Source organism: Sphingopyxis sp. MC1 (assembly GCF_000371385.1).
GTDB lineage: Bacteria > Pseudomonadota > Alphaproteobacteria > Sphingomonadales > Sphingomonadaceae > Sphingopyxis > Sphingopyxis terrae.
Genome location: NZ_AOUN01000004.1, coordinates 272,071 through 297,923, shown reverse-complemented (window position 1 = coordinate 297,923; position 25,853 = coordinate 272,071). Strand labels below are relative to the sequence as shown.

At 67.0% G+C, this 25,853-nt stretch carries 21 protein-coding genes; 9 read left to right on the top strand and 12 right to left on the bottom strand.

Translation table 11 applies throughout. The features are described 5' to 3' along the window. Positions 1 to 18 precede the first annotated feature (18 nt). Positions 19 to 585: a F0F1 ATP synthase subunit delta gene (locus tag EBMC1_RS08275; protein ID WP_003043387.1), complete on the bottom strand. Its 567-nt coding sequence runs from the start codon at positions 583 to 585 to the stop codon at positions 19 to 21. Between the two features lie 260 nt (positions 586 to 845). On the opposite strand from EBMC1_RS08275, the gene EBMC1_RS08270 reads away from it, so the two are divergent. Next, on the top strand, positions 846 to 1,535 hold the full coding sequence (locus tag EBMC1_RS08270) for a dienelactone hydrolase family protein (protein ID WP_003043385.1): 690 nt from the start codon (positions 846 to 848) through the stop codon (positions 1,533 to 1,535). 27 nt (positions 1,536 to 1,562) lie between these two features. Here EBMC1_RS08270 and EBMC1_RS08265 read toward each other — a convergent pair whose 3' ends face one another. Continuing rightward, positions 1,563 to 3,122, bottom strand: coding sequence for a S1C family serine protease (locus EBMC1_RS08265; protein WP_003043383.1), 1,560 nt, complete (start codon positions 3,120 to 3,122; stop codon positions 1,563 to 1,565). A gap of 36 nt (positions 3,123 to 3,158) precedes the next feature. Continuing rightward, positions 3,159 to 3,980 carry a DUF2306 domain-containing protein gene (locus EBMC1_RS08260; protein ID WP_003043381.1) on the bottom strand — a complete coding sequence of 274 codons (822 nt, stop codon included), beginning with the start codon at positions 3,978 to 3,980 and terminating at the stop codon, positions 3,159 to 3,161. A 160-nt stretch (positions 3,981 to 4,140) separates the two neighbouring features. Between EBMC1_RS08260 and EBMC1_RS08255 the strand changes: the two genes are divergently transcribed. Both EBMC1_RS08255 and EBMC1_RS08250 read left to right on the top strand, forming a co-directional pair. Continuing rightward, positions 4,141 to 4,638, top strand: a complete 498-nt coding sequence (locus EBMC1_RS08255) for a DUF1203 domain-containing protein (RefSeq protein ID WP_003043379.1) — start codon at positions 4,141 to 4,143, stop codon at positions 4,636 to 4,638. Next, the gene (locus tag EBMC1_RS08250; protein ID WP_003043377.1) at positions 4,635 to 5,669 is read left to right on the top strand and encodes a bifunctional transcriptional activator/DNA repair enzyme AdaA; all 1,035 of its coding nucleotides are present in this window, start codon (positions 4,635 to 4,637) and stop codon (positions 5,667 to 5,669) included. Before EBMC1_RS08255 ends, EBMC1_RS08250 begins: the two co-directional genes overlap by 4 nt. 55 nt (positions 5,670 to 5,724) lie before the next feature. On the opposite strand, the gene EBMC1_RS08245 is transcribed toward EBMC1_RS08250, so the two are convergent. Further along, the gene (locus EBMC1_RS08245; protein WP_003043375.1) at positions 5,725 to 7,341 is read right to left on the bottom strand and encodes a tetratricopeptide repeat protein; all 1,617 of its coding nucleotides are present in this window, start codon (positions 7,339 to 7,341) and stop codon (positions 5,725 to 5,727) included. A 49-nt stretch (positions 7,342 to 7,390) separates the two neighbouring features. On the opposite strand from EBMC1_RS08245, the gene EBMC1_RS08240 reads away from it, so the two are divergent. After that, the gene (locus tag EBMC1_RS08240; RefSeq protein WP_003043373.1) at positions 7,391 to 8,158 is read left to right on the top strand and encodes an isocitrate lyase/PEP mutase family protein; all 768 of its coding nucleotides are present in this window, start codon (positions 7,391 to 7,393) and stop codon (positions 8,156 to 8,158) included. Here the strand turns inward: EBMC1_RS08240 and EBMC1_RS08235 are convergent. The 8 genes from EBMC1_RS08235 to EBMC1_RS08200 all read right to left on the bottom strand — a co-directional run bounded on the left by EBMC1_RS08235 (position 8,152) and on the right by EBMC1_RS08200 (position 17,672). Then, complete coding sequence (locus tag EBMC1_RS08235; protein ID WP_003043371.1) at positions 8,152 to 9,732, bottom strand: alpha/beta hydrolase; 1,581 nt, start codon at positions 9,730 to 9,732, stop codon at positions 8,152 to 8,154. The genes EBMC1_RS08240 and EBMC1_RS08235 overlap by 7 nt on opposite strands. Before the next feature lie 46 nt (positions 9,733 to 9,778). Further along, positions 9,779 to 11,947, bottom strand: a complete 2,169-nt coding sequence (locus EBMC1_RS08230; protein WP_003043368.1) for a primosomal protein N' — start codon at positions 11,945 to 11,947, stop codon at positions 9,779 to 9,781. A 98-nt stretch (positions 11,948 to 12,045) separates the two neighbouring features. After that, positions 12,046 to 12,525 carry an SRPBCC family protein gene (locus EBMC1_RS08225; protein WP_003043364.1) on the bottom strand — a complete coding sequence of 160 codons (480 nt, stop codon included), beginning with the start codon at positions 12,523 to 12,525 and terminating at the stop codon, positions 12,046 to 12,048. Beyond that, positions 12,522 to 12,896 (bottom strand): ArsR/SmtB family transcription factor, encoded by a 375-nt coding sequence (locus tag EBMC1_RS08220; RefSeq protein WP_003043361.1) that lies wholly within the window; start codon positions 12,894 to 12,896, stop codon positions 12,522 to 12,524. Before EBMC1_RS08220 ends, EBMC1_RS08225 begins: the two co-directional genes overlap by 4 nt. A gap of 106 nt (positions 12,897 to 13,002) precedes the next feature. Continuing rightward, positions 13,003 to 14,082, bottom strand: a complete 1,080-nt coding sequence (locus EBMC1_RS08215; protein WP_003043357.1) for a PepSY-associated TM helix domain-containing protein — start codon at positions 14,080 to 14,082, stop codon at positions 13,003 to 13,005. Beyond that, positions 14,082 to 16,217, bottom strand: coding sequence for a TonB-dependent receptor (locus EBMC1_RS08210; protein WP_003043355.1), 2,136 nt, complete (start codon positions 16,215 to 16,217; stop codon positions 14,082 to 14,084). Before EBMC1_RS08210 ends, EBMC1_RS08215 begins: the two co-directional genes overlap by 1 nt. A gap of 163 nt (positions 16,218 to 16,380) precedes the next feature. Then, on the bottom strand, positions 16,381 to 17,022 hold the full coding sequence (locus tag EBMC1_RS17820; RefSeq protein WP_003043353.1) for an energy transducer TonB: 642 nt from the start codon (positions 17,020 to 17,022) through the stop codon (positions 16,381 to 16,383). Then, positions 17,019 to 17,672 (bottom strand): glutathione S-transferase family protein, encoded by a 654-nt coding sequence (locus EBMC1_RS08200; RefSeq protein WP_003043351.1) that lies wholly within the window; start codon positions 17,670 to 17,672, stop codon positions 17,019 to 17,021. Before EBMC1_RS08200 ends, EBMC1_RS17820 begins: the two co-directional genes overlap by 4 nt. Before the next feature lie 168 nt (positions 17,673 to 17,840). On the opposite strand from EBMC1_RS08200, the gene EBMC1_RS08195 reads away from it, so the two are divergent. From EBMC1_RS08195 to EBMC1_RS08175, 5 genes are all read left to right on the top strand, one after another. Then, complete coding sequence (locus tag EBMC1_RS08195) at positions 17,841 to 19,466, top strand: CHASE domain-containing protein (protein ID WP_003043348.1); 1,626 nt, start codon at positions 17,841 to 17,843, stop codon at positions 19,464 to 19,466. Further along, a complete protein-coding gene (locus tag EBMC1_RS08190; protein WP_003043343.1) occupies positions 19,450 to 23,079 on the top strand; it encodes a hydantoinase B/oxoprolinase family protein in 3,630 nt (1,209 codons plus the stop codon). The genes EBMC1_RS08195 and EBMC1_RS08190 overlap by 17 nt, the downstream gene beginning before the upstream one ends. Next, positions 23,080 to 23,760: a DUF969 domain-containing protein gene (locus EBMC1_RS08185; RefSeq protein WP_003043340.1), complete on the top strand. Its 681-nt coding sequence runs from the start codon at positions 23,080 to 23,082 to the stop codon at positions 23,758 to 23,760. Further along, positions 23,757 to 24,695 carry a DUF979 domain-containing protein gene (locus EBMC1_RS08180; protein ID WP_003043337.1) on the top strand — a complete coding sequence of 313 codons (939 nt, stop codon included), beginning with the start codon at positions 23,757 to 23,759 and terminating at the stop codon, positions 24,693 to 24,695. The genes EBMC1_RS08185 and EBMC1_RS08180 overlap by 4 nt, the downstream gene beginning before the upstream one ends. Positions 24,696 to 24,817: 122 nt before the next feature. Further along, a complete protein-coding gene (locus EBMC1_RS08175) occupies positions 24,818 to 25,816 on the top strand; it encodes a DUF2891 domain-containing protein (RefSeq protein WP_003043333.1) in 999 nt (332 codons plus the stop codon). Positions 25,817 to 25,853: the final 37 nt, after the last annotated feature.

The window sequence follows — 25,853 nt, the reverse complement described above, 5'->3', positions numbered from 1 at the left end:
AATTTGGCGTCGGGCTGTTCAGCCCTTCATCGCCTGGGCGAAACTGTTGAGACGGGTACGGATGCTGCCGTCGATCAGCTGGCTGCCCAGCTGGACGACGAGGCCGCCGAGAATGGCGGGGTCGATGGTGGTCGCGATCTTCACGTCGCGGCCGACACGGGTCTTGAGGTTGGCGGAGAGCGCTTTCAACTGCTCGGCGCTCAGCGGGTGGGCGCTGGTGACCTTGGCGGTCACTTCGCCGCGGTGCGCCGCGACGATCGCATGATAGGCGTCGATCATCGCGGGCAGATCGGCAAGGCGACGATTTTCGGCGAGCACGCCCAGGAATTTGGCGGTTAGCGAATCGAGCTTCAGCGCCTTGGCCACTGCCTCGATTGCCTTTTCGGCATCGCCGCGGGTGACGACGGGGCTCGAAATCAGGGTCGCCAGATCGGCCGAATCGGTGAGTGCGGTCTGCAGCGTCGCCAGGCTCGCCTGAACGCCGTCGATCGCCTTCGATTCGCTCGCCAGATCGAACAGCGCACTGGCATAGCGGCCCGCGAGGCCCGCCGTGATGTTGCCCTGAATGCCGCCGGAATTCTCCACGCGCGAAAGTCCTTCTCTACGATCCCGTGGGGGATTTGGTCGCGCGGTTTTCGGGGAAATTCGACGAACCACCCCCGCGCGAAGTCGCGGCGCGCCTAGCAACGATTCTGTTGCAATGCAAGGTGGGGGTGGGAGGAATCCGCTTCACCTTCCGCCCCCCTTTGCGTCGTGCTTGTCGAAGCGGCCGACTTTCTCCAAACGGGTACGAAAGACGGATCGCGCTACGACAGGCGCGGCACGCACGGAAGAGGGCAAGGCCGATGGGCGAAATGATCCGCATGACGATGGACGATGGCGCGGAAATCGCTGTCTATCATGCGCCGGCAGAGGGCGAACGCCGCGGCGGTCTGGTGCTCGTCCAGGAAATCTTCGGGGTCACCGATCATATTCGCGAGCTGTGCGACGAATATGCGGCCGACGGCTATGAGGTGCTGTCGCCCGCGCTGTTCGATCGCGAGCATCCGGGGTTCGAAAGCGACTATTCGGGGCCGCAGTTCGAGCGCGCGGTGCAGCTGGCGCGCGAACTCCATCCGTTCGAGCAGAGCCTGAAGGATGCGCAGACGTGCATCGACGCCCTGAAAGGCGCCAAAATATCTGGGGGGCCGGTCTTCATCACCGGCTATTGCTATGGCGGGTCGGTCGCGTGGCGGATGGCGCAGATCAGCCCCGATCTGGCCGCCGCTTCCTCCTATTACGGCAGCCTCGTCCCGACGATGTTCAAGGACGAGGCGCCGAGGTGCGCCGCCATTGCCCATTTCGGCCGCTTCGACGGCGGCATTCCGATGGAGGGGGTCGAGGCGCTGATCGCGCGCGATCATGCGACCGCGCAAATCTTCGTCTATGAGGCGGGCCACGGCTTCAACAGCGACCGCCGCAAGGATTATCACGAACCGAGCGCCGACCTCGCGCGGGACCGCACGCTGATGCTGTTCAAGGCGTGCGGGGGATAGCAGACGCTGCCACCGCCCCGCGTCGCATCAGGGCGCTGGCTTTGCTCCCACCCCTGCCGCCGCCTTCTGGCATTGATAGACGAGCCGCTCGTTCGGGCTGGCGGGCAGTACGGCGCGAATTGCCTCCTGCTGCGTGGCGAGCCCCGCAAGCGCGTCGGCATCGGTGGTGCAGGCCTTCAGCGTGATCCCCGCCCGCGCCTCGCGCGCCAGCTTCATCGTGTCGGCATCGAGCAGATAGCGATCGACGCGATAATCCTTCGCCGCCGGATCGATCGACGCGACGGTCACGGTCGCCTCCTCATTGGGCACCAGGATACGCTGCCAGCGGCCGTCGGCACCCATCGCATATTGGGTGCGGTCGTTGACGCAGCCGTTTGCGGCAATCGCGACCGGCACGTCGGTGGTCGACGAGACGGTGATGCGGCTGCGGTCGGGGCGGATCGTGCAGAGATAATTGCCTTCGGCGAGCTTGGCGCCGTCGGGCTTCGCCGTATCGGCCGTGTCACCTTCGACCGCGTCGAGCGCCGCATGCGCATCGGGCCGCGTCGCAAAGAGCAGCGCCGCGAACAGCATGAGCGCGGCCCCGGCGCTCCCCGCGATCTTTGCGCCGCGCATATTCTTCTGATTGTAGAAGAGCAGCGCCGCCCCGGCGCCGAGCGCGCCGATCACGAACAGCACCCCGGCGAGCGCCATGCGGTTCTCACGCGCGGTCATCGCCGCTTCCTCGGCACGCGCGGCCTTGAGGTCATGGTCGAGCTTCGCCGCCTCGTCGCGCGCGGCATTGGCCTGCGCCAGTGCGCGGGCATCGGCCTCCAGCGCGGCGCGGTCGCGGGCGTCGGCCTCGGCCATCGTCAGGCACGGCGTCCCCACGCTCGCGAAACTCTGTCCGGCATCGCCCAGAAAGCGCGTCACCTCGCGCCCCGCGATCGCGAAGGCGAAAGGCGAATCGCCGTCGTCGGCGCGGGTGATGAAGGTGTTGATGCCGACGATGCGCCCGCAACTGTCGACGAGTGGCCCGCCCGAATTGCCGCGCGCGATCTTCGCCGTGTGGACATAGGTGGCGATGCCCTCGATCGCCTGGGTGTTCGACAGATTGCCCTCGCTCCGCACCGGACTGCGCGGGGTGATATAGTCGGTCGCGCTCTGCGCGGTCGCAAGGTCGACATTGCCCGGATAGCCGAGCGCGACTACCTCTGCCCCCGCCTCGAACGGCCCCGAATAGATGACCGCGGCGGGCACGCGCCCCTCGGTCATTTCGATGAGCGCCAGGTCGCGCTTGGTATCGATCGCGATCAGCTTGCCGGCGTAGCTCTTCTGCCCTTCGGAGGGGACGACGCCGAGCGCGACATTGTTCGGATATTTGGCCGCCGATTCGACGACATGGGCGTTGGTGAGGATACGCGTCGGCGAAATGGCGATGCCGCTGCCATGCCCGAAGCCGACGACCTCGCCATCGACCATCGCGACGGTGACGACGCGCACGACGCTGCGCGAAACCGCGCTGATATCGTCGGCAGCGCGAGCCGGAACCGCGAAGGCGACGAGGACAAGCAGGGGGGCGAGGAAGCGTGCGAGAAGACGGGTCATGGCCGCGAACCTAATCACTGCGCGCGCGAAGGCAAGTTAGAGGTAGGGGCGCCACATCATCAGCCACGCCCCGGCGCTGCCGACCAGAATGACGAGCGCGCTCGTCGCCAGCAGTGCGGTCACGGCGGATCGCGCCGCGGGCCTGCTCCGCGCGCCGGTGCGCAGATAGAGTTCGGTCACGCCGAGCGGCAGCAGCGAGTTGGCGAAAGCCAGAAAGATGTCGAACGGGCCGTCCATCGCCGTGCCGATTCCCGCGCCGCCGGCCGCGATGCCCCATGCCATATAGCCGACGCGCATGAACCACACCGCGCTCGCCACCGCGAACAGGCGCAGCGTCCAGCGCCGGTGGGCCGCAAACCGGCGCGCCCTTGCGTTCCGCCACGCCAGCGCGCCGAAGAGAAGAATGAGCAGCGCATCGAGGCTGATCCCCACCGCGCCCGCCCAGTGCAGCCACGTTCCGCGGACCCAGGTCAGCCAGAGCCCGCCGAGCGCGAGCACCAACGCGCTGAACAGATAGAGCCGGCCGTTCCAGCGGTGAACCGCGGGCCAGCGCCCCCGTATTGCCGGAACCAACTGCACCAGCCCGCCGAAGGTGATGACCGCCGCCATCAGCACATGCGCCGCAAAGAAGAGATTGCCGCCCGGATCGCCGGGCACGAAGCCCTTGATCAGCGGCTTGGCATTCCAGGCGGCGAAGTCGCCCGACAAGGACGGCGGGTAGTAGAAGAGCAGGATGAAGGCGGTGAAGAGCAGCTGGCCCGCCGCGATCGACAGGAAGCAGAAGGTTGCGGAAAGCCGGAGCCAGTCGCGCGGCGCCGCCCGCTTTCCGCCGGTCTGCGATAGGTCGATGGTTGCCATTCGAGAGTCTCCACTGTGATCCGTCGATGCCGGGGCATCTAAACTGTTGGTTTGATTGAAAAATTCAGTGGCGCGCGCATCGTCCGGCTTTGAGCGCAAGCATCGGGACGCATCGCCGCGCCTGGCATGACATATCGGCGAGCAGACAAAGGAGCCGCATATGACCTATCGAATGAGCTATCGAATTCAGGGGCTGGACCCCGCGCCTTTCGCCCCGCTTTTCGCGCTCGACGATGAGGCGCTGAGCGCGCGGAACGCCCGCCGCGTCATTGCCACCGCTGACCGCGGCTTTCCGTGCCGGGTCAGCCTGGAGGACGCAAGGGCGGGCGAGGAACTAGTACTGCTGCATCACCTCAGCCACGATGTCGCCACGCCCTATCGCAGCGCCTATGCCATCTATGTCCGGCGCGGCGCGGCGCGCACTATATGGCGCGATCGGACGCCGCCGGTGTTCGAGGGGCGCCCGCTCGCAATGCGCGCCTTTGGTGCCGACGGTATGCTGCAAACCGCGCGGCTCGCAGGGCCGGGCGAAGCCGACGCCGCAATACGCGACCTGTTCGCCGACGCCGGCATCGCCTATATCGACGCCCATAACGCCGCGTACGGATGCTTCGCCGCGCGGATCGAGCGGGATGCGAGCGAGGGAGCCGAGCCATGATCGCCGACAGCATGACCGATGCCGATCGCTGGGCGGCGGTGCAGCGCCGCGACCGCGCGCTCGACGGGCGCTTCGTTACCGGTGTGCTGACGACGGGCATCTATTGCCGGCCGAGCTGCGCGGCGCGGCATCCGGCGCGTGCGAATGTCCGCTTCTTCGCCGACGGCACCGCGGCACGCGCCGCAGGGCTACGCCCGTGCAAGCGCTGCCTGCCCGACGATGTCGCGCGCGACGAAGGCGCCGTGATCGCCGCAATCGCCGCGATCAAGGGCAGCGAAGAGCCGCTCGCGCTCGCCGATCTTGCGGCGCGTACCGGCTATTCGCCGACCCATTTTCAGCGCGTCTTCACCCGCCACACCGGGCTGTCGCCAGCCGCCTATGCAAGGGCGCTGCGCGAAGAGCGCGCCCGCGCGGCGTTGAGCGAGGCGGGGCGCGTGACCGACGCCATCTATGACGCGGGCTTTTCGGGGCCGTCGCGCTTTTACGACACGATGGAGGGACGCATGGGAATGACCGCTTCGGCATGGGTGAACGGCGGCAAGGGCGCGACGATTCACTGGGCGGTGGTATCGACGAGCCTTGGCGACATGCTCGTCGCGGCGACCGCCAAGGGCGTGTGCCGCCTGAGCTTCGCCGAAGGACGCGATGCGCTCGAGGCGCGCTTCCCGGCGGCCGAACTGGTCGAAGGCGGCGCCGATTTCACGGCGCTGCTGCAACAGGTGGTCGATGCGGTCGAGGCGCCGGCGGCCGGTTTCGACCATATTCCGATCGACGTGAAGGGCACCGCCTTTCAGGAAGCGGTCTGGCGCGAACTGCGCAAGATACCGGCGGGCGAGACGCGCAGCTACGCCGACATCGCGGCCGCGGTCGGCAAGCCCAAGGCGGTGCGCGCCGCGGGCAGCGCCAACGGCGCCAACAATGTCGCGGTCCTCATCCCGTGCCACCGCGTCGTGCGCAGCGACGGCTCGCTCGGCGGCTATGCCTATGGCCTGCCAATCAAACGCGAACTTCTGAAGCGCGAAGAGATGTGAGATGAGAAGCATCGGCCGCGCCTCGAAGACGCGGCCGACGTGTGGACTTTCCGTCCTATTTCCCTTCGTCTTCGTCTTGTTTGGCGAAGATCGCGGCCATGGTCGTGCGCGCGTCCTGAATCTGGCCGGCGTCGATTGCGTCGACTACCTCTGCAACCTTGTTCGCTTCCGCCTGCTTGTGGCTGGAGAAGGCGAGCGGGGCCAGCACCGAACGTGCAAGCTTGCCCTTGTTTTCATCGAGCAACTGGCGCGCCAGGACGAGACGGTACCCATCGTCATAGGACGAATAGTCGAACACGCTTTCCAGCGCGATGAGCGCAGGTTCGGGGATCGCTTCCCGTGCCTGGTAGTAGGTCATGTAATAGCCAATAGCTGCCCGGGGGTCCTTGGGGTCCAGCCGATACGCCTCGGAGAACCAGGGCCGCGCCTGCGCGTACACGGCATTGTCCTTCTCCTTTTTGGCGCGTGCCATGAACATGTTGCCCATCAGCACATTGGCTTCCTGCGATTCGGGGGCGATCACAAGCGCGCGTTTCAGCGCTGCTTCCGCCTTCGCGAATTCGCCTGCGTCGGTATAGGCTTCGGCCGTGATCAGCTGCACCGCCAGATTGTCGCTATACTGGCGATCCTTTCCATCGATCTCGTCTACGACCTGTTGAGCTTCACGCTTGGATACGCCCCGCTCGCTGCGAATATGGGCGCGCATCACGGCTTCTTCACCTGCCGTCAGCTGACGCATCACGACCTTGGGAGCGACATAATGGGCGGGCTTCACGTCCATCGTGGGGAACGGTCCGCCCTTATATTTGCGAAGTTCGCCCTGCAGCTTGTCGAGGTCGCCGAAGATGCGCTTCGCGGCGGTAAGGCTGTCCTCACCGGCATTCAGCGCCTTCAGATAGGCGGCCAGTTGCCCCCGACGTTCGGGGTTGAAATTCAGATAGTGGGCGAGCAACCATCCGAACGAGTAGGATTGGTAGAGATCCTGCCCGTCGAGCCGTTTGTTATGATCGAACAGACGGGTCAGGCGGACGTCGGACAGCGCGAAAAGAGCTTCGCCGCGATGTTGCGGGACGTTGCCGATCCGGAAGGTGCCATCGTCGAACAGTTCGAGCGTGCCGTAAAGTTCGGCGAAGCCCTCACGGTACCAGTGCGGATAGCTGGTGCTGAAATTCTGCAGCATGAAATGATGAACATATTCGTGGAACAAGATGCGCGCCGGCGTCAGCTCGGTCTTTTCGCGCAGCGCCCGCCGATCAAGGTTGCGGTCGAAGCGGTCGCTGTCGTCATCCTTGGCCGGCACGAAAGATACTGCATTCCCGGCACGCGGAATATAGAAGCCTGCGACCTGCGAACTGCCCGCCAGTCGGCCGATATCGTCGGTGCTGCCGAAGCGATAAACCCGCACCTTGTTCGATTCGCCGACCTCCGGACCCGGCACGGCAAGCCCCTGCATATAGCGCAACGCATTGTCGAAGCGTTCAAGCTCGGTCGCGAATCGTTGGGTGTCCTCTTTGCTGCTTTCGGACACGATGATGAAGTGACTGGTCTCCGCTTCCCACCATTCGGCGTGCGCGATGCTTGCCGATACCAGCGTGACGAGAAAGGCTCCGGCGCGCAGAGCCCTGTTGAATAATGTAATCACCTTGTATTCCCCCGGTTTTCGATGCGTCACTATAACAATGCGCCGTTCCGCTTCAACAGCCTGTCGAAAGGATGACACAATGACCGTTGCCGACGAAAGCATTGCCCGTTTCCGCGCTCTTCACATTCCCGGCGACCCGCTGATTCTGGTCAATATCTGGGATGCCGGCAGCGCGAAGGCGGTAGCCGCGGCAGGTGCCAAAGCGATCGCAACCGGAAGTTACGGCGTGGCGGGTGCGCAGGGGCGCGCCGATGGCGAGGATTTTCCGCTCGTCGATGTTTTCGAGAGTCTCGCGCGCATCCTGTCGGTCACCGACCTGCCGGTCACGATCGACATGGAATCGGGCTATGGCGCCGATCCTGCCAGCGTCGGCGTCTCGGTCGCGCGGGCAAGGGCGGCGGGAGCGGCGGGGATCAATATGGAGGACCGGATGCCCGGCCGGAACGATCTGCTGCCGATCGCGGAGGCGCAGGCGCGCTACCGTGCCGCGGCCGATACCGGCATTTTCGTCAATGCCCGCTGCGATGTCTTTCGCGGCGCCGATGCGGCGAAGGACGGCGACCGGCTCGTCGCCGCCGTGCTCGAGCGCGCCCGCGCCTATGCCGATGCCGGTGCGGGGTCGCTGTTCGTCCCCTTCCTTGGCGATCCGCGCTGCATCGGCGCGATCTGCGAGGCGTCGCCGCTACCGGTCAATATCCTGCGCGCCAAGGCGGGGCCGACCCATGCCGAACTGGCGGCGCTCGGCGTCGCGCGGATCAGCCACGGGCATCAGCCGTGGGCGGCGGCGATGGCGTGGCTGACCGGTCAGGCGCAGCAGGTGCTGGGCGGCGGCGAACCCGATTATTGAGCGGCCGTTGCGGGCCGCGCGACGGCGTACATTTCCTTTGCCATCGTCTTGGTGAGCGCCCAGCGATCGTCGCCTTCCTTGTAGAGATCGAAGTGGGTGCGGCCGGGAACGAAGCGGAAGCTCGCCTTGGCGCCCAGGCCGTCGAGGACGGCCTTCAGCCGCTCGGCTGACTGGTTGAGATAAAAAGTGTCCGCAGTGCCGACGGTCAGATGAATCTTGCCGTCGAGGTCGGGTTTGAGCCGTGCCCAGTCGCGCGCGATGATATGCGCGATGTCATAATGATCGCGCCAATAGGTGACGACGGCGGGGTCGATCTTGCCGGTCGCGCGATCGAACATCGCGCAGGGACGTCCATCGGGGCATTTGGGCGAAAAGACCCAGTCGAAGCTTGCAAGCTGGCCGCCATAAGGACCGAGTACCGCCTCGAGCTGGGCGAACTGGCGAAAGGTCGCGACGACCTTGCCGTCGTCGCGAACGAGCGGCCGGTCTTTGCCGTCGCTGCCCGCATAGGCATTGGCGGCAGGCGCATAGAGGTCGATATTCGTGAAATCGTGAAAGTCGCTCGGGTCGGGCGCGGTCGGCCAGCTTCCGCCGAACAGCTTGGGATAGGCGACCTGCAACCAGAGCGTCGACCAGCCGCCCGAACTGTGTCCGGTCAGGAAACGGCCCGACGGAAGGGCGTCCATGCGATATTTCGCCTCCAGCGCGGGGATTGCCTCGGTCGTCAGCGCCGTACCCCACGGGCCGTTGTTGGCCGAATCGGCAAATTCGTGCGTTCCGGTCGCGATATGATGGTCGAGGAAAACCCAGATCATCGAGGGCAGGTCGCCCTTCGCCATCATCGCGGCGGTGCGCGCGGCGCTTGCCCGCGCGCTGTCGTTCGTGCTGCCGAAACCGCCGTCCGAATAGACGGTGGGATAGGTGTCGCCGCCCCTGGCATAGCCCGGCGGCAAGGCGACCCATCCCTCGATCGCGGTATTGCGTCCCCAGAAACGCGAGAGGGCGGTGCTGTGCACCGAAAGCGGCTCGACCGACGTCAGCCCGGGTTCGATACCCGCCCGCGCCTCGGGCGATAGTGCGGCAAGCCAGCCTGCGAAATCCTGCCCTGCGATCTCGCGGTCGAGCGACAAGGTCGGCACCGGCCCCGGCAGGCGGGCTTCGACGACGGGTGAGACCAGATCGCCCGCGCCGCGCCCGCCATAATTATAATCATGGTTGCGGTCGAACACCGCCTGGATGCGATAGTTGCCCGGCGCCAGCGTCGACCAGGCGGCCGGAAAGGCATCGACGTCGGTGCCGACGATTGCGGTCCGGCCCGGCTTGAGGCTGCTCACCTCGACCGCCGCGATCGCCGTGCCGGTCGGCTCGAACGGCGACGTGTCGACCGCGTCCTGGGGTTTTGTGCCGGGCTCGACCTTTTGAGCAAAGACGATCAGGCGCCCGCTGTCATCATCGCCGAGATCTTTGGGCGTGATGACCGGAACCGCGATCGGCTCGGCAAGAAGCGGCGTGGCACCGACGGCAACGAGGCCGGTGGCGAGGACGAGCGCAAGGCGCAGGGTCGAGCGGGACATGACCGAGGTTTAGCCCCAATGTCGGCCCCGTAAATGCCGATTCGCCTCAGACGAAACTATAGGGGTCGACGTCGATCGCCAGCCGCACCTTGGTCGGCCAGTCGATGCGGCCGATCCAGTCGCGGATCGCGCCCTGCAGGTCGAAGCTGCGCGGCGCGTGGAGGAGGAGGCGGAAGCGGTGGCGGCCGCGCAGCATCGCGAGCGGCGCGGGCGCGGGGCCATAGATGGCGAGGCCGTCGGCGACGGGCGCCTTTTCGCCCAGCCGCTGCGCGACGCCGCGCGCGACCTCGATATCTTCCGACGAAATGACGAGCGCGGCGAAGCGGCCATAGGGTGGCGCCCCGGCGAATTTGCGCGCCGCCGCTTCGGCGGCATAAAAGCCTTCGCGGTCGTTGGCGACGAGCGCCGCCATGACGGGGGCGTCGGGTACGCGCGTCTGGATCAGCACCTCGCCGGGCTTCACGCCGCGCCCCGCGCGTCCCGCGACCTGTGCGATCTGCTGGAAGGTCCGCTCCGCGGCGCGCAGATCGCCGCCGTCGAGGCCGAGGTCGGCGTCGACCACCCCGACGAGCGTGAGATTGGGGAAATGATAGCCCTTGGTGACGAGCTGGGTGCCGATGATGATGTCGACGAGTCCATCCTCGACCGCCTCGACGAACTCGGCCGCCTTCGCGGGCGACCATAGGGTGTCGCTGGTGACGATCGCGGTGCGCGCCTCGGGAAAGCGTAAGCTCACCTCGTCGGCGACGCGCTCGACGCCGGGGCCGCATGCGACGAGGCTGTCCTCGTCTTCGCATTCGGGGCAGAGGCGCGGCGGCGGCATCACATGACCGCAATGGTGGCAGGCGAGGCGGTGGACGAGCCGGTGTTCGACCATCCACGCGGTGCAGTTCGGGCACTGGATGCGGTGGCCGCAGGTACGGCACAGCGTCAGCGGCGCAAAGCCGCGGCGGTTGAGGAACAGCAGGCTCTGCTCGCCCTTTTGCAACCGGTCTGCGAGCGCCTCGACGAGCGGCGGGGCGAGCCAGCGGCCGCGATCGGGCGGATCCTGCCGCATGTCGATCGCGGCAAGATCAGGCAGCGTCGCGCCGCCAAAGCGCGCGGGGAGCACGATATGGCGATAGCGCCCGGCCTCGACCTGCGCGAGGCTTTCGAGCGCCGGAGTCGCGCTCGCAAGAATCACCGGCAGCGCCTCGAAATGGCCGCGCATCACTGCAACGTCGCGCGCGTGATAATGGACGCCATCCTCTTGCTTGAAGCTGGTTTCATGCGCCTCGTCGACGACGATGACGCCCAGATTGGCATAGGGCAGGAACAGTGCCGACCGTGCGCCGACGACGATCTTCGCCTCGCCGCTTGCGATCGCGTGCCAGGCGCGCCGCCGCTCGACCGACCGCAGCCCGCTGTGCCACGCCACCGGCTCGCAGCCGAAACGCGCCGCGAAACGCGTCAGCATCGGTTCGGTGAGTGCGATTTCCGGGAGCAGGACCAACGCCTGCCTGCCCGCGTCGATGGCGGCGGCAATCGCCTCCATATAGACTTCGGTCTTGCCCGATCCGGTTACGCCGTCGAGCAGCAGCGTCTCGAACCCGCGGGCGGCGACGGCGTCGCGCAATTGCCCGGCGGCCGCCGCCTGCTCGGACGAGAGGTCGGGCGGCGCGAAGGCAGAGTCGGGCTCCGGGTAGGGCTGATCGGCCGACACGCTCACCGCCTCGAGTGCGCCCGTCTGGACGAGGCCACGGATCACCGCCTCGCTGACTTCGCCCAGCGCCGCGAGTTCACGCACAATGCCCTGCCGCGCGCCGATCTTTTCGAGCGCAACGGTGCGTTGCGGCGTCATCCGCGCCGGTCGTTCGCCCGTCGCACGATATTCGACGATGGGGCGCCGCGCGTCGGCAAAGGCGGCGCCGGGCAGAACCATGCGCAGCACCGATCCCGGGGGTGCGAGATAATAGTCGCTGGTCCATTCGACGAGGCGGCGCAGCGGGGCGCGGATCGGCGGCACCGGCACGACTTCGAACAAATTGCGCAGGCGGTTGTCGCCGACGGGTTCGGGGGCGCCGAAGCTTTCATCCTCCCACACCACGCCGCCCAGCCGCCGCGGGCCGAGCGGCGCGACGACGACGCTGCCGAGCGGCGCGTCGCTGCCGTGCGGGACGCGATAGTCGAGCGGGCCGAGGGCGGCGGTCAGAAGGAGGACGCGGGCACGGGTCATGGAAGCGATGACGATATAGGAGCGCGGCGAAAATAGGAAAGCGCGCTATGCCTCGCCGAGCCGATGCCCAATGTCCGTTGCCGACCTGCGTCGGCGGATCACATCGCCTTGATATAGTCGACCATCTGGCCGACCACGGTTCCCCAGCCGTCGTGGAAGCCCATTTCCTCATGCTTCTGGCGCGCGGCACTGTCGCCGTGGACCGCGACCGCGCGATAGAGCGTGCTGTTGCCCTGCGGCGTCAGGAACAGGCCGGCGGTGAAGAAGGGCGCGGGCGCGGGGCGGAAGCCGGGGAGCAGCGTGTCGGTGAAGATCAGCCGTTCGCCCGGCACGACCTCCAGATAGCAGCCGCTGTTCGGAAACTCCTCACCCTCGGGCGAGCGCATCGTCGTGCTGAAGACGCCGCCGGGGCGCAGGTCCATCTCGCAGGCGGTGACCGTCCAGGGCTTGGGGACGAACCAGTGCACCAGATGCTCGGGCGTGGTCCAGACCTTCCACACAAGGTCGGCGGGCACGTCGATCACGCGTTCGAGGACAAGGTCGAGGTCGGGATCGACCGGGCTGAGCGGAAAGGTCATTCGGGGGTCTCCTTCTTGTTTTTGAGCGAGAGCAGATAGGCATCCATGCGGTCGAGTCGGCCTTCCCACAGGCGGCGCTGGGTCGCTAGCCAGTCCTCGGCCAGCCGCAGCCGGTCGGGGGCAAGGCTGTAGGTGCGGACCCGGCCATGCTTGCGCGAATGGACGAGGCCGCAGCCTTCGAGCACCTTGAGGTGCGCGAGAAAGGAGGGGAGCGCCATCGGGTGGTGCGCCGCAAGTTCGCTGACCGACGCCGGTCGTTCGCCCAGCCGTTCGAGAACCTGCCGCCGTGTCGGGTCGGCGAGGGCGCGGAAGATACCGTCGATCATCGCCGGTTCGGGCGCAATCGGGGCGTCGGGCCGGATGGTCGACATGGCGCATTCCTTTCGCCCGCCCTCTTAGCTCGGCCCAATACTTAGGTCAATGACTAACTATTGAGACAGGCACCGCGCGGTGCGATTTCGCTGGCGGATAGGGAGATCAGGCGGCGGCGATGCGGCGCGGACGGGCGCGGGCGGGCTTCGGCCGCCGGAACCAGAAGGTCCACACCGCAAAGCTGCCGAGCATCGCCATCGTCAGCCCCGACAGGGTCATGACGATGCGATAGCCGAGCCCGCCGACCTTGGCGGCGTGCAGCGGATAGGCCTTGTTGAACGCCTGTGCGGCGGGCGCCATGGCGAGCGCGTCGCGCGCACCCAGCAGCCGGCCCGTCTGCGCATCGAACCACAGCGTCGACCGGCCGTTAGGAAGCCATTCGGCCTGCCGGCGCATCCGCAGCGAAATCGGGTCGCCCGCCTTGCGCGGCAGGCTGAGGATACGGAACTCGCCGTCGGGAAAGCGGCGGCGCGCTTCGGCGAGCATCGCCGCATAGTCGGGCTTCGCAGCCAGCGGGCCGCCCTTATATTTGGGCGGTGCCATCGACTTCTCCGCCGCGGCAATCGAACCGAAGGGCGCGACGACCGCCATTGCGAAGGGGCGAAAGATCATCATCGTCCCGGTGACGACCGAGAGCAGCAACAGCGGTGCCATCACGATTCCCAGGTCGCGGTGATGCGTGACGATCGCCGGCCGGCTCATTCGCTTGGGCCACAGGCGCAGGCGGAAGGTCCGGCGCGTCCGCCACCACAGGATGACGCCCGACACGATGAAGAACAGCCCGCACAGGCCCGCGATGCCGATCACCCACTCGCCGCTGTCGCCCGCGAAGAGATGGTGATGGAAATCGAAGATCCACAGCTCGGGCCGCTCCCACTGGCTGGCCCAGCGGGTGACGATCTGCCCCGTCTGGTCGGCATAGGCACCGGCGCCTTCGCCGAAGCGGGTCTGGTGGAGGCCAAAGCCGTCGCGGGCATAGATGATGCCCTGCGCGCCCGGCTGCGCCATGATCGCCTCGGTCGCCCGCGTCACGCTGCCAAGGTCGCTGCGCAGCGGATCGCCGCTATGCGGCAGCCCGATCCACGCATCCTTGTGGACGAGGATCGCGCCGGTGAGGCCCAGAAGGCCGAGCACCAGCCCGATCAGCCCGCCGGTCCAGCGGTGCAGCGTGTCGAGCAACTGCATCAGAAGCGATAATCCCAACCGAGGGTGAAGGTGCGACCGCGGCCGGCGAAGTTGAAGAAATTATCGGTCGGCCGCTGGGTGTCGCTCGCATAGGCGATATATTGCCGGTCGAACAGATTCTGCACCGCCAGGCTGATGCCGCCGATCCGCGTCTGGTAGCGCAGGAAGGCGTCGGTCAGATTATAGCCCTCGAAATCGTTGCGCGGGTCGCGCATCGGGCCGGTGAAACTGCGCGCAAGATAGATTTGCGTCTGGACGCGCGCCGACAGCGGCCCCTTGACGTAGCTGGCGGCTAGGTTCAGCCGGTCGGGCGAGATATTCGCACCGTCGAGGTCGGTTTCGACGATGTCGTCGCCGTCGGCATCATATTTGCCGTCGAGATGGGCGTAGCCTGCCGAGACGGTCAGGCCGTCAATCGGCAGCTTGACCGCCAGATTGATCTCCAGCCCCTCGATCGCGACGCGCTGGCGCAGCACGTCGAAAATGCCGTCGGGCCGGGCGACGAGCAATTGCCCCTCCTTGCTCGACGACCAGAAATAGGTCGCACTCGCATCGAGCGGACCGCGCTTCACCTCGACGCCGATCTCGCGATTGTTCGATACGATCGGACGGATGTTGAGGAAATTGTCGATCTCGACCCCCGGCGTGCTCACCGCGCGGGTAATGCGGCCGACGTCGGGGGCGGTATAGCCTTCGGCATAGCTCGCATAGGCGCGGATGCCAGGTACGGGCTCGACGATCACCCCGCCGTTCAGCAGCACGTCGTCGAAACTCGGGCTGCCGCCTTTGACGAAGGTGCGGCCGGCGCTCGCGAGCGTCGTATAATCGTCGATGCTGATCTTCACATTTTCGTAGCGCGCGCCGCCGGCGAGGCGGACGATGCCGTCGAACAATTTGAGATTGGCCTGTCCGAACGGCGCTAAGCTGCGGAAATCGGTCGGCGGCACCCAGACGCGGTCGGTGGCGATCAGCCGCTGTTCGGTCGAATCCCACAGCGCGTCGAAACCGGCGATCAGCGTCAGTGCCTCGAAACCGGGCACTGCACGCTCATAGCTGAGCTTGGCGCCATATTTGCGGCTGCGGTTCTGCGATTGATCGAACAGCGTCCCGACCGGCGCGATCTGGACGTCCTGGAAGGTCGCGATCGGATTGGGTTCGCCGCCGAAGGTGTCGCGAGTGCGGTTCCAGAAAATCTGGCCGACGAAATTCCCGCCGCCAAGATTGCTGTCGGTCAAGGACAACGCCAGGCTTTCGGTGCGGCTCGCGGCGGGATCGCCGGGCGGGGTGCCGCGCGCGGCGCTAGTCGGTAGACCGGTCGCGCGATTGCCCGCCACCGCGACATAATCACCATCGCCTTTCAGTTCGTAACGGCTGGCGATCAGGTCGAGCCGCATCGTATCGGTGATCTCGTAGCCAAAGCGCCCGAACAGCGAGAGCGTCTTGGAATCCTGCGTCTCGCCCTGCGTCAGATTGATCCCGACCGGGCGGCCTTCGCCGTCGCGAAAGATGCCGCGCACTTCATAGGCGGCGCCAACCGACGCGTCGAAGCGTCCGGCCCGATACTGGACCAGCCCCGCCGCCTTGCCGCCCATGCCGGCTTTGGAAAATTCGTCGTCGGCGGTGCCCTGCAGCAGCAGTCGGCCGCTGACGCCTTCGGTCTTCGGCGCACCGACCGTCACCTGATTGACGATACCGCCGGTGCCGCCGATCCCCTGCAGCGCGTTCGAACCGTAAATGACCTCGACCCGGTCGATGAAGAAGCCGTCGATGGTGAAGCCGTCGCGGCTGCCGTCGCGTAGCGGGGTCGATTGCGGAATACCGTTGATCGCATAGAGCGGCGATCGCCCGCGCAGCGTCTCGCCCGCGCCCGACAATTTCTGCCGCGTCGGCGAAAAGCTGGGGGTCAGCGTCGCGACCGCGTCGGTGACCGACCCCGAAATCTGCAATTGCCGGTCGAGCGCGTCCTTGCCGATGACGTCGACCGTCAGTGGTAGGGCGTTGGGCGGCAGGATCGTGCGCGCTGCGGTGACGACGATATTGTCCTCGGCGTTCGTGTCGAGCGCTGCGGTCTGCGCGAGCACGGGGGAGGAAAGCGCGGTGCAGGCAAGTGCCGCGGCGACAATTTTGCGAATCATTCTCAACTCCTGTTGAACAGGCCGCTAGTGCGACTGATTCGCAAATGCAAGGGGTTTCAGGGCAGAATTTGGCCGAGCGCAATTCCTTTGCCGCTTCGCCTTCCTGGATGGCGCATAGGATGACGAAAGCGGCGCACGCCGCGTCTCGCTGGCCGACCCGCCGCTATTCGATGGCCCAGCTCAGCCGCGATCGGAACTGCGCGGGGCGCGGCTTTCCTTGCGCGTCGAGGGCGGGCAGGAACAGCCCGCTTCGCATCAGGACCTCGCATGTCTTGCGATCAAGGATGTCGCTGCCGGCCGATTCTGTGATGTGGCAAGCGGTCGGGCGGCCCGAAGGTGCGACATCCAGTATGAACTCGCTGGCGCCTTGCGCCCGTGTACCGGGATAATCGGCAGGCAGGATCCAGCGTTCGGGGCTGATTGGCGTCAGACCATCTTCGTCGGTGACGTCGGAGTCCGCGCCCGCCTTGTCGGGCTTGGTCCAGGCTATGCGTAGGCGCGGCAACGCTTGCCGTTTACCGTTGCGGTCGACGCCCGCCGTTGCCCAGCCCAGCTTTTTGAGCGCGAGCGTGCAGGACGCATCGGCAATCGCCTGCCCGCCCCGCACACTTCCCGCCTTGCACGTCGGCGCGTTGCTCGCTTCGTCATGGCGCAGCGTTACGATCGCTTCGCCCGCCGCTTCGTCCGCGAGGCCGACGAGCAACCGGTCGGCGTCGGTGGCACGCGCCACCGGCATCGACGGTTGCGCGGCCGCCGCGGATGCCAGCGCCAGCGCGCCCGCGATCGTCGCGCCGGTCCGGGTCAACCCGCCAGCACCTTGGCCATCATCCGCTCTTCCTTGGCGATCCATGGCGCCATGCTCGGGCGCGACAGGATCGCCTCGCTCCACGCGGCGATTTTGGGATAGGTCGCGGCATCGATCGTCACGCCGCAGTGACGGACATTGACCAGCGGTGACACTGCCGCCAGATCGGCGAGGGTCAGCCGGTCGCCGACCAGATAACCCGACGCCGGGATCGCGCTTTCCAGATAGGCGAGCAATTTTGGCAGCTCCTCGGCTTCGGCTTCGGCGGCGGCGGCGAGATCGCCTTCACGGCCCAGGAATTTGGGGGCGACGATGCGGTTGAAGAACATCTTGCCGCCGCAGGCGGCGAACACGGTGTCGCCGAACTCGTCCCACCACACGGTGCGGCCGCGCGCTTCGGGGTCGGCGGGGATCAGCGCCGGTTCGGGATATTTCGCTTCGAGATAGTGGATAATCGCACTCGAATCGGCGAGCAGGAAGCCGTTGTCGTCGATCGCCGGCATCTTGCCGAGCGGCGATGCGGCACGAAAGCCGGGATCGGGATCGCCGATGCCCACGCCCTTGAGCTCGAAATCAAGACCCTTTTCACCCAGAAAAGCGAGCAATTTGCGCACGAACGGCGATACGATCGACCCATAGACTATCATCATGACATCCTCCTGATTCCCGTCCGAACATAGGCGGTCGGTTGCTCGCTGCAACCTGTTCGATGATTACAGCGATGCGCAACAAATGCTGCTTGCTATCGGTCGCTTGGCATGCTCCTATTTGTGACAGAGGGGGGCGCTGCTACGGCAGCAATCATCAGGATATGTGTAATGCGCCCTTCGCTCTGGGCAGATCGGCTGATGGCCCTTTCGGTCCGCTTCGTCGGGCTCGGCATCCTGGCAGCGGCCCTCGCGGCGGCGGTCGCCAGTTTCTTTTACAACAAGGCGCAGGAGGATGAGCAGGCTACCCGCGTCGCGATGCAGGTCAACGTCCGGCTGCGCGATCAGCTCGCGGTGCTCGAAGGGGTACGCGCGCTCTATCAGTCCGACACGGCGGCGAGCGGGCCGGGGGTCCGCGCCTTCCTCGCGGCGCTGCGGCCGCAGGTGCGCGCGCCGGGGATGCAGGGGGTCGGCATCGCCGTCGCGATCCAGCAGGACACCCCCGCCGCGGCCGAGGCGCAGCTGCGCGAAAATTACGGCAGAGAGATCAAGGTCTGGCCGCGGACAAGTGAGCCGATCGGCTTTCCCATCGTCCTTGTCGAACCCGACAATGATCGCAACCGCGGGGCGCTCGGCTACGACATGTACAGCGAACCGATCCGGCGCGAGGCGATGCGCCGCGCCTGGCAGACCGGCCAGCCGGCAGCGAGCGGGATCGTCGAACTGATCCAGGAGCGTAATGCGCAGCATAAGCAGCCGGGCTTCCTGATCTATGTGCCTGTCTACGCCAACCCGCCGGTGGCTGCAGACGCCGCGCCGTCGGCGGTGCCGCCGCCCTCGCCAGCGCAACCGATCGAGGCCTTTGTCTACGCGCCGTTCCGCATCGAGAATCTGATGCGCGCGGTGCTGGGAAACCAGCTCGACACGGTCGACGGGATCGAAGTCTATGCCGGCGAAGGCCCGTCGGCGCCGCTCGTCTTCCGTCATGGCAAGGTCGGCTGGGACGCGCATCAGGAGACGCTGCGCGTCGCCGATCGCCGCTGGACGATGCGGCTGTCCTACGGCCGCTTCATCGACCGGCTGGGCCGTCCGCTCGCGATCCTGTTGTTCGGCGCCGCGCTCGCCTGGCTCGCGGTGCAGTTGCACCGCCTGCAGCATCGCCGCCTCGGCGTGGCGCAGGCACTGGCGGAGGAGAAGGAGCGTCATGCCGAGGATCGCGAGCTGATGATCGGCGAAATGGCGCACCGCATGAAAAACGCCTTCGCCCGCATCGGCGCGCTCGCGCGGATCACGCTGCGCGAGGTCGACAGTCTGGAGGCGTTCGAGGCGAAGTTCGACGGGCGGCTGCGCGCGCTGTCCGATTCGAAGCAGATGCTCGTCACCGGCGCGGTCGATACGGTCGATCTAGGCCGCATCGTCCGCCGCGAACTCGACATTGCGGGCTGGGACGCACAGCGGCTTGCCGCGGTCGAAGGCCCGGACGTGCGGCTTGACGAAGAGGGCGCGCAGGCTATTGCCCTTGCCGTGCACGAACTGGTGACCAACAGCGTCAAATATGGCGCGCTCGGCGGGAAGGGCGATCTTGCGGTCGGCTGGCGCCGCGATGGCGGCAATGTCGAGCTGTCGTGGATCGAAAGCGGCCTCCCCGAAACCCCGCACATCGAAAGCGAAAGCTTCGGAACCCAGTTCATCCGCTCGCTGATCGAACGCCAGCTCAAGGGGCAATGGACCCGCGCTGCCGCCGATCACGGCCTGTCGATCGTCATCCGCTGGCCCGATCGTGTCGCCGCCGCCTGATCCGCGCTGGCATATCTGGATCGATCGCGGCGGCACCTTCACCGACGTCGTCGCGCGCTCGCCGGCGGGGGCGGTCGTCACTGCCAAATATCTTTCCGAAGACCCGGCGCGTCCCGGCGACGCGGCGGTGGGTGCGATCCGCGACCTGACCGGCGCCGGGACAGGCGCGCTGCCGCCGCTCGCGGTGCGCATGGGGTCGACCGTTGCGACCAACGCGCTGCTCGAACGCAAGGGCGCGCCGACCCTGCTCGCGATCACGCGCGGCTTCGGCGATGCGCTGACCATCGGCTATCAGGATCGTCCCGACCTGTTCGCGCGCCGGCTCGACCGCACGCCGCCGCCGCACGCCCAAGTTGCCGAAATTGCCGAGCGCGTCGGTCCCGACGGCGAGTTGCTGATCCCGCTCGACGAAGACGCCGCGCGCGCCGCGCTGCAAAAGGCGCGCGCGGACGGCATCGACAGCATCGCGATCATATTGATGCATGGCTATCGCTACCCCGCGCACGAACGGCGCCTGGCAGAGATCGCCGCCGAACTCGGCTTCGCGCAGATTTCGGTCAGCCATGAAGTCAGCGCGCTGATCAAGCTGGTCGGGCGCGGCGACACGACGCTTGCCGACGCCTATCTGTCGCCGGTGCTGCGCCACTATGTCGGCCAGTTCTGCGCCCAACTTGGCGACGATAGCCGTCCGCAGTTCATGAAAAGCTCGGGCGGGCTCGCGTCGGCCGCGGCGTTCCACGGCCGCGATGCGATTCTTTCGGGCCCCGCGGGCGGCATCGTCGGCATGGTCGGCAGCGCCGCGCCGCTGGGCAAGGATCGCCTCATCGGCTTCGACATGGGCGGCACCTCGACCGACGTCAGCCATTATGCCGGGCGGCTCGAACGCGATAACGAAAGCATCGTCGCGGGCACGCGCATCCGGGCGCCGATGCTGCGTATCCACACCGTCGCCGCCGGGGGCGGTTCGATCTGCCGCTGGGACGGTGCGCGCCTGCTCGTCGGACCCGAAAGCGCGGGCGCCAATCCCGGCCCCGCCGCCTATGGCCGCGGCGGGCCGCTGACCGTCACCGACTGCAACGTGCTGCTCGGCAAGATTCAGCCCGAACATTTCCCCAGGCTCTTCGGTCCGGCGGGCGACCAGTCGCTCGACCGCGCCATCGTCGCCGAAAAATTTGCCGCCATGGCGGCCGAAGTCGGCGACATCACGCCCGAGGCGCTTGCCGAGGGGTTGCTCGCAATCGCGGTTCAGCAGATGGCGAATGCGATCAAACGCATCACCATCGCGCGCGGGCATGATGTGACGCAGGGCTATCATCTCGTCGGCTTCGGGGGCGCCGCGGGGCAGCATGTGTGCCTCGTGGCCGACGCATTGGGGATCGACCGGATCCTGCTCCATCCGCTTGCCGGGGTGCTGTCGGCCTATGGCATGGGCCTCGCGCGGCCGTCGGCGATCCGTGAGCGTACGCTCGCGCTGCCGCTCGGCGCGGGCTGCGTCGAACCGCTGCACCGCGCGGAGGCCGAACTTTGCGCCCAGGCGCGCGGCGATCTGGCACCCGACGTACCGGTCACGCACGAAACCCTGCTGTTCGTGCGTCTTGCCGACAGCGACAATGCGATCGAGCTGCCGACCGGAAACCCCGCAGCGGTGCGTGCCGCCTTTGTCGATGCCTTCCGCGCGCGCTTCGGCTATGCGCCGCACGACGATCTGGTCGTCGATCGCATCCGTGTCGAACTGACCGAAGCGGGCGACGCGCCCGCGGCCCTGCCGGCACCCGCGCCAGAGGCCGAGGTGGAGGCAGAAACCGTCACCGCCTGGCTCGCGGGTGGACCCTGCGCCGTCCCGCTCCATCAGCGCAGCGCGCTTGCCCCCGGCCGCCGCATCGCCGGTCCCGCGATCATCGTCGATCCGCTGTCGACGACCGTCGTCGAACCCGGCTGGACCGCAACGGTCGAGCCCGAGGGGACGCTGAGGCTCGCAAATCCATCGGCGATCCGTCCCGTCGCCTCGCCATCGCAAGGCGATAGTGACGATCCGGCCGCACCCGATCCCGTCCGCCTCGAAATCTTCAACAGCCTGTTCATGGCGATTGCCGAGGAAATGGGCGGCGCGCTTCAGCACAGCGCTTCGTCGATCAATATTCGCGAGCGGCTCGATTTCTCCTGCGCGCTTTTCGATGGCGAAGGGCGGCTCGTCGCCAATGCGCCGCACATGCCGGTGCATCTGGGGTCGATGGGCGAAAGCGTGCGGACCATCCTGCGCCAGCGCGGACCCGGCCCGGAGGGGCGTCCGCGCGACGGGCGCGGCATCCGGCGCGGCGACGCCTATGCGCTCAACGCTCCCTATGACGGCGGCACCCATCTGCCCGACATCACCGTAATCATGCCGGTGTTCGTCGATAGCGAAGCCGATGCCCCCGCCTTTTTCGTCGCGGCGCGGGGCCATCACGCCGATCTCGGCGGGGTCGCGCCCGGATCGATGCCGCCGGGCAGCCGCAATATCGAGGAAGAAGGCATCATCTTCGACAATATGCTGATCGTCGATGACGGCCATTTCCGCGACGCCGCCGTGCGGGAGCATCTGACTGCAGGCGACCTGCCGGCGCGCAATCCGGCGCTCAACATCGCCGATCTGAAGGCGCAGGTCGCTGCTTGCCAGCGCGGCGCCAGCGGCCTTGCCGACCTCGCCGCCGCGCACGGCGGCGCGACCGTCGCCGCCTATATGGCACATGGTCAGCGTCAGGCGGAGGCAGCGGTGCGTCAGCTCGTCGCGCGGCTGGGCGATGGTCATTTCCGCTATGCGATGGACAATGGCGCCGAAGTCGTCGTGGCCGTGACGGTCGATCGCGCGGCACGCCACGTCACCATCGACTTTACCGGCTCGTCGGCGACGCTCCCCGATAATTTCAACGCGCCGCTGCCGGTCGTGCGCGCTGCGGTGCTCTATGTGCTGCGCACGATGCTCGACGACCCGATCCCGATGAACGAGGGCTGCCTGGCGCCGGTGACGCTGATCGTTCCCGACGATTCGATGCTCTCGCCGCGCTATCCGGCGGCGGTGGTCGCGGGCAATGTCGAAACAAGCCAGGTCATCACCGACGCGCTGTTTGCCGCCTTCGGTGCTATGGCGGGCGCGCAGGGGACGATGAACAATTTCACCTTCGGCAACGATGCCTACCAATATTATGAAACGATCGCCGGCGGATCGGGCGCGGGCCCCGGCTTCGACGGCACTGCGGTGATCCAGACGCACATGACCAACAGCCGGATGACCGATCCCGAAGTGATGGAGGCGCGCTTCCCCGTGATCGTCGAGGAATTCTCGATCCGCAAAGGATCGGGCGGCGTCGGCCGCTGGCGCGGCGGCGACGGCGCGACGCGCCGCATCCGGTTCCGCGAACCGATGGCTGCGAACATTCTCGCTAATCGTCGCCGGATCGCGCCCAGCGGCCTTGCGGGCGGCGCCGACGGCGCACCGGGCCGCAACTGGATCGAGCGCGCCGACGGGACGACCGAAGAACTGGGCGCGACCGCCAGCGCGGACTTGGGCGCGGGCGACACCTTCGTCATCGAAACCCCCGGCGGTGGCGGTTATGGCGAAGCGGAGGGGGATTAGATGCTTGTCCTGATCGGCATTGCGATCATCATCGCGGGCTTCCTGCTCCGCTTCAATCCGCTGCTCGTCATCATGGCGTCGGCGCTCGCGACGGGTCTGGCCGCCGGACTTGACGTCACCGCGATCATCGCCGCCTTCGGCAAGGCCTTTAACGACACACGCTATGTCAGCATCGTCTGGATCGTGCTCCCCGTCATCGGCCTGCTCGAAGCCTATGGGCTTCAGCAGCATGCGCGTTCGCTGATCGGGCGGATCAAGGGCGCGACGCTCGCCCGGCTGCTCGCCTCCTATCTGCTGCTGCGCCAGGCGATGTCGGCGGTCGGGCTGACGTCAGTTGCGGGGCATCCGCAGACGGTGCGTCCGCTCGTCGCGCCGATGGCGGAAGCCGCCGCGGAGGCGCAGGGCGTCGCGTTGAGCGATGCGCAGCGCGACGAAATCCGGGCCTATGCGGCCGCGACCGACAATGTCGGGCTGTTTTTCGGCGAAGATATCTTCCTCGCCATCGGGTCGATCCTGCTGATGAAGGGGCTGCTCGAAGGCTATGGTTATGTCATCGAACCGCTGCATTTCTCGGTCTGGGCGATCCCGACCGCGATCGCGGCCTTCCTGATCCACGGTGTCCGGCTGCGGCTGCTCGAAAAGCGGATGCTGCGCGCGCCGGGGCAAGGGACCGGCGCATGATCACGCTCGGTTTCGTCTATGTCCTCGCCGGACTGACCTTCGCGATCTTCGCCGCGCTCGGCCTTGGCGATCGCAGCAATCCCAAACGCTTCGGCAACGCCGCCTTCTGGGGGCTGCTCGCACTGTCGATGCTCGCGGGCGACCGGCTCGGCGATTTCGGCAACGGGCTGCTCGTGCTCGCACTCGTCGCGATCGCCGGGACGGGCCAGATCGGCCGCGCGCCGGGCGGCGAGGTGGCGGCAGGCGTGCAGGCCGAACGCGCGGCGAAATACGGCAATTTCCTGGTTGTCGTCGCGCTCATCATCCCGGCGGTCGCGCTCGCCGGCACCTTCCTCTTCAAATGGGTGCCGGGGCTTGCCGATCCGAAGCAGGCGACGCTGATCTCGCTCGGCATCGGCGTGCTGATCGCGCTCGCCGTCGGCATGGCGCGGCTGCGGCCCGCGCTCCTGCTCCCGGCGCAGCAGGGGCGGCGGTTGCTCGACGCGGTCGGCTGGGCGGCGATCCTGCCGCAGATGCTCGCCAGCCTCGGCGCGGTGTTCGCGCTCGCCGGGGTCGGCGAAGTCGTCGGCGACCTTATCGGCGCCGCGATCCCGCAAGGCAGCCTGTTCGGCGCCGTCGTCGCCTTCGGGCTCGGCATGGCGCTCTTTACCATGGTGATGGGCAACGCCTTCGCCGCCTTTCCGGTGATGATCGCTGCGGTCGGCATGCCGCTGCTGATCAAGCAATATGATGGCAATCCCGCGGTCGTCGCCGCGATCGGCATGCTTGCGGGCTTCTGCGGCACGCTGATGACCCCGATGGCGGCGAACTTCAACCTTGTCCCCGCCGCGCTGCTCGAGCTCAAAAACCCCTATGGGGTCATCAAGGTGCAGATCGGCACCGCGATCCCGCTGCTCGCGGTCAATATCCTCTTCATCTGGCTCTTTGCGTTTTAGCGCCGCCTTCAAATTTCCGTTCGCCCTGAGCTTGTCGAAGGGCCGTTCTTGCTTCTGCAGCGTCGAAAGAGAAGAACGGCGCTTCGACAAGCTCAGCACAACCGGATAGAGAAATTCCGGTAATGACCGACCTCACCCCCGACCACGCCGTCCGCTTTGCCACCGCGACCCTGTCGCATCTCGGCCGCGAATATCCCTACAAGATGGACCTGGTGCTGAACGGCCCCGAGGACGCACGGCCCCCGCGCGAGCATCACCCGATCTTTCACGGCAGTTTCGACTGGCATAGCTGCGTCCATGGTTGGTGGCAGATCCTTCGCCTTGCGCGCCTCTGTCCCGATCTGCCCGTCGCGGCCGAGATCCGCGCGCGCGCCGATGCGATGCTCGTGCCGGATAAGGTCGCGGGCGAGCTTGCCTTTCTGGGCCGGCCGATGGCGGCGGGCTTCGAGCGTCCCTATGGCTGGGCGTGGCTCCTCGCGCTGCATGTCGAGGCCGAACAGCACAACGCGCCTTGGGCGGCCGCGCTCGAACCGCTCGCGCTCGCCTTCGCGGCGCGCTTCCACGCCTTTCTGCCCAAGCTCACCTATCCTTTGCGCGTCGGCACCCATTTCAACATCGCCTTCGCGCTGCTCCTCGCGCGCCATTGGGCAGGAGGGCACGACCCCGCGCTCGTCGCCCTGGTCGATGCCCGCGCGCGCGACTGGTTTGCTGGCGACCGCGATTGTCAGGCATGGGAGCCCGGCGGCGACGAATTTCTCTCCTCGGCGCTGACCGAGGCGCATCTGATGGCGGTCGTGCTCGGCGATGCCTTCCCCGCGTGGTTCGACGCCTTTCTGCCCCGCGCAGCTGCGCATCAACCCGCAACGCTCTTCGCCCCCGCGACCGTGTCGGACCGCAGCGACGGTAAGATCGCGCATCTCGACGGCCTCAATCTCAGCCGCGCTTGGTGCTGGCGTGCGATCGCCGCCAAGCTCGGCGCCGCGCACCCCGTTACCCCCGTCGCCGAAGCCGCCGCCGAGCAGCACCTCGCCGCCGCGCTCCCGCACGTCACCGGCGACTATATGGGCGAACATTGGCTCGCGAGCTTCGCGCTCCTGGCATTGGACGGCCTCGCCGATTGACAAGCCCCCGCGTGGACGCAAGAGACGGCGTAAGAGG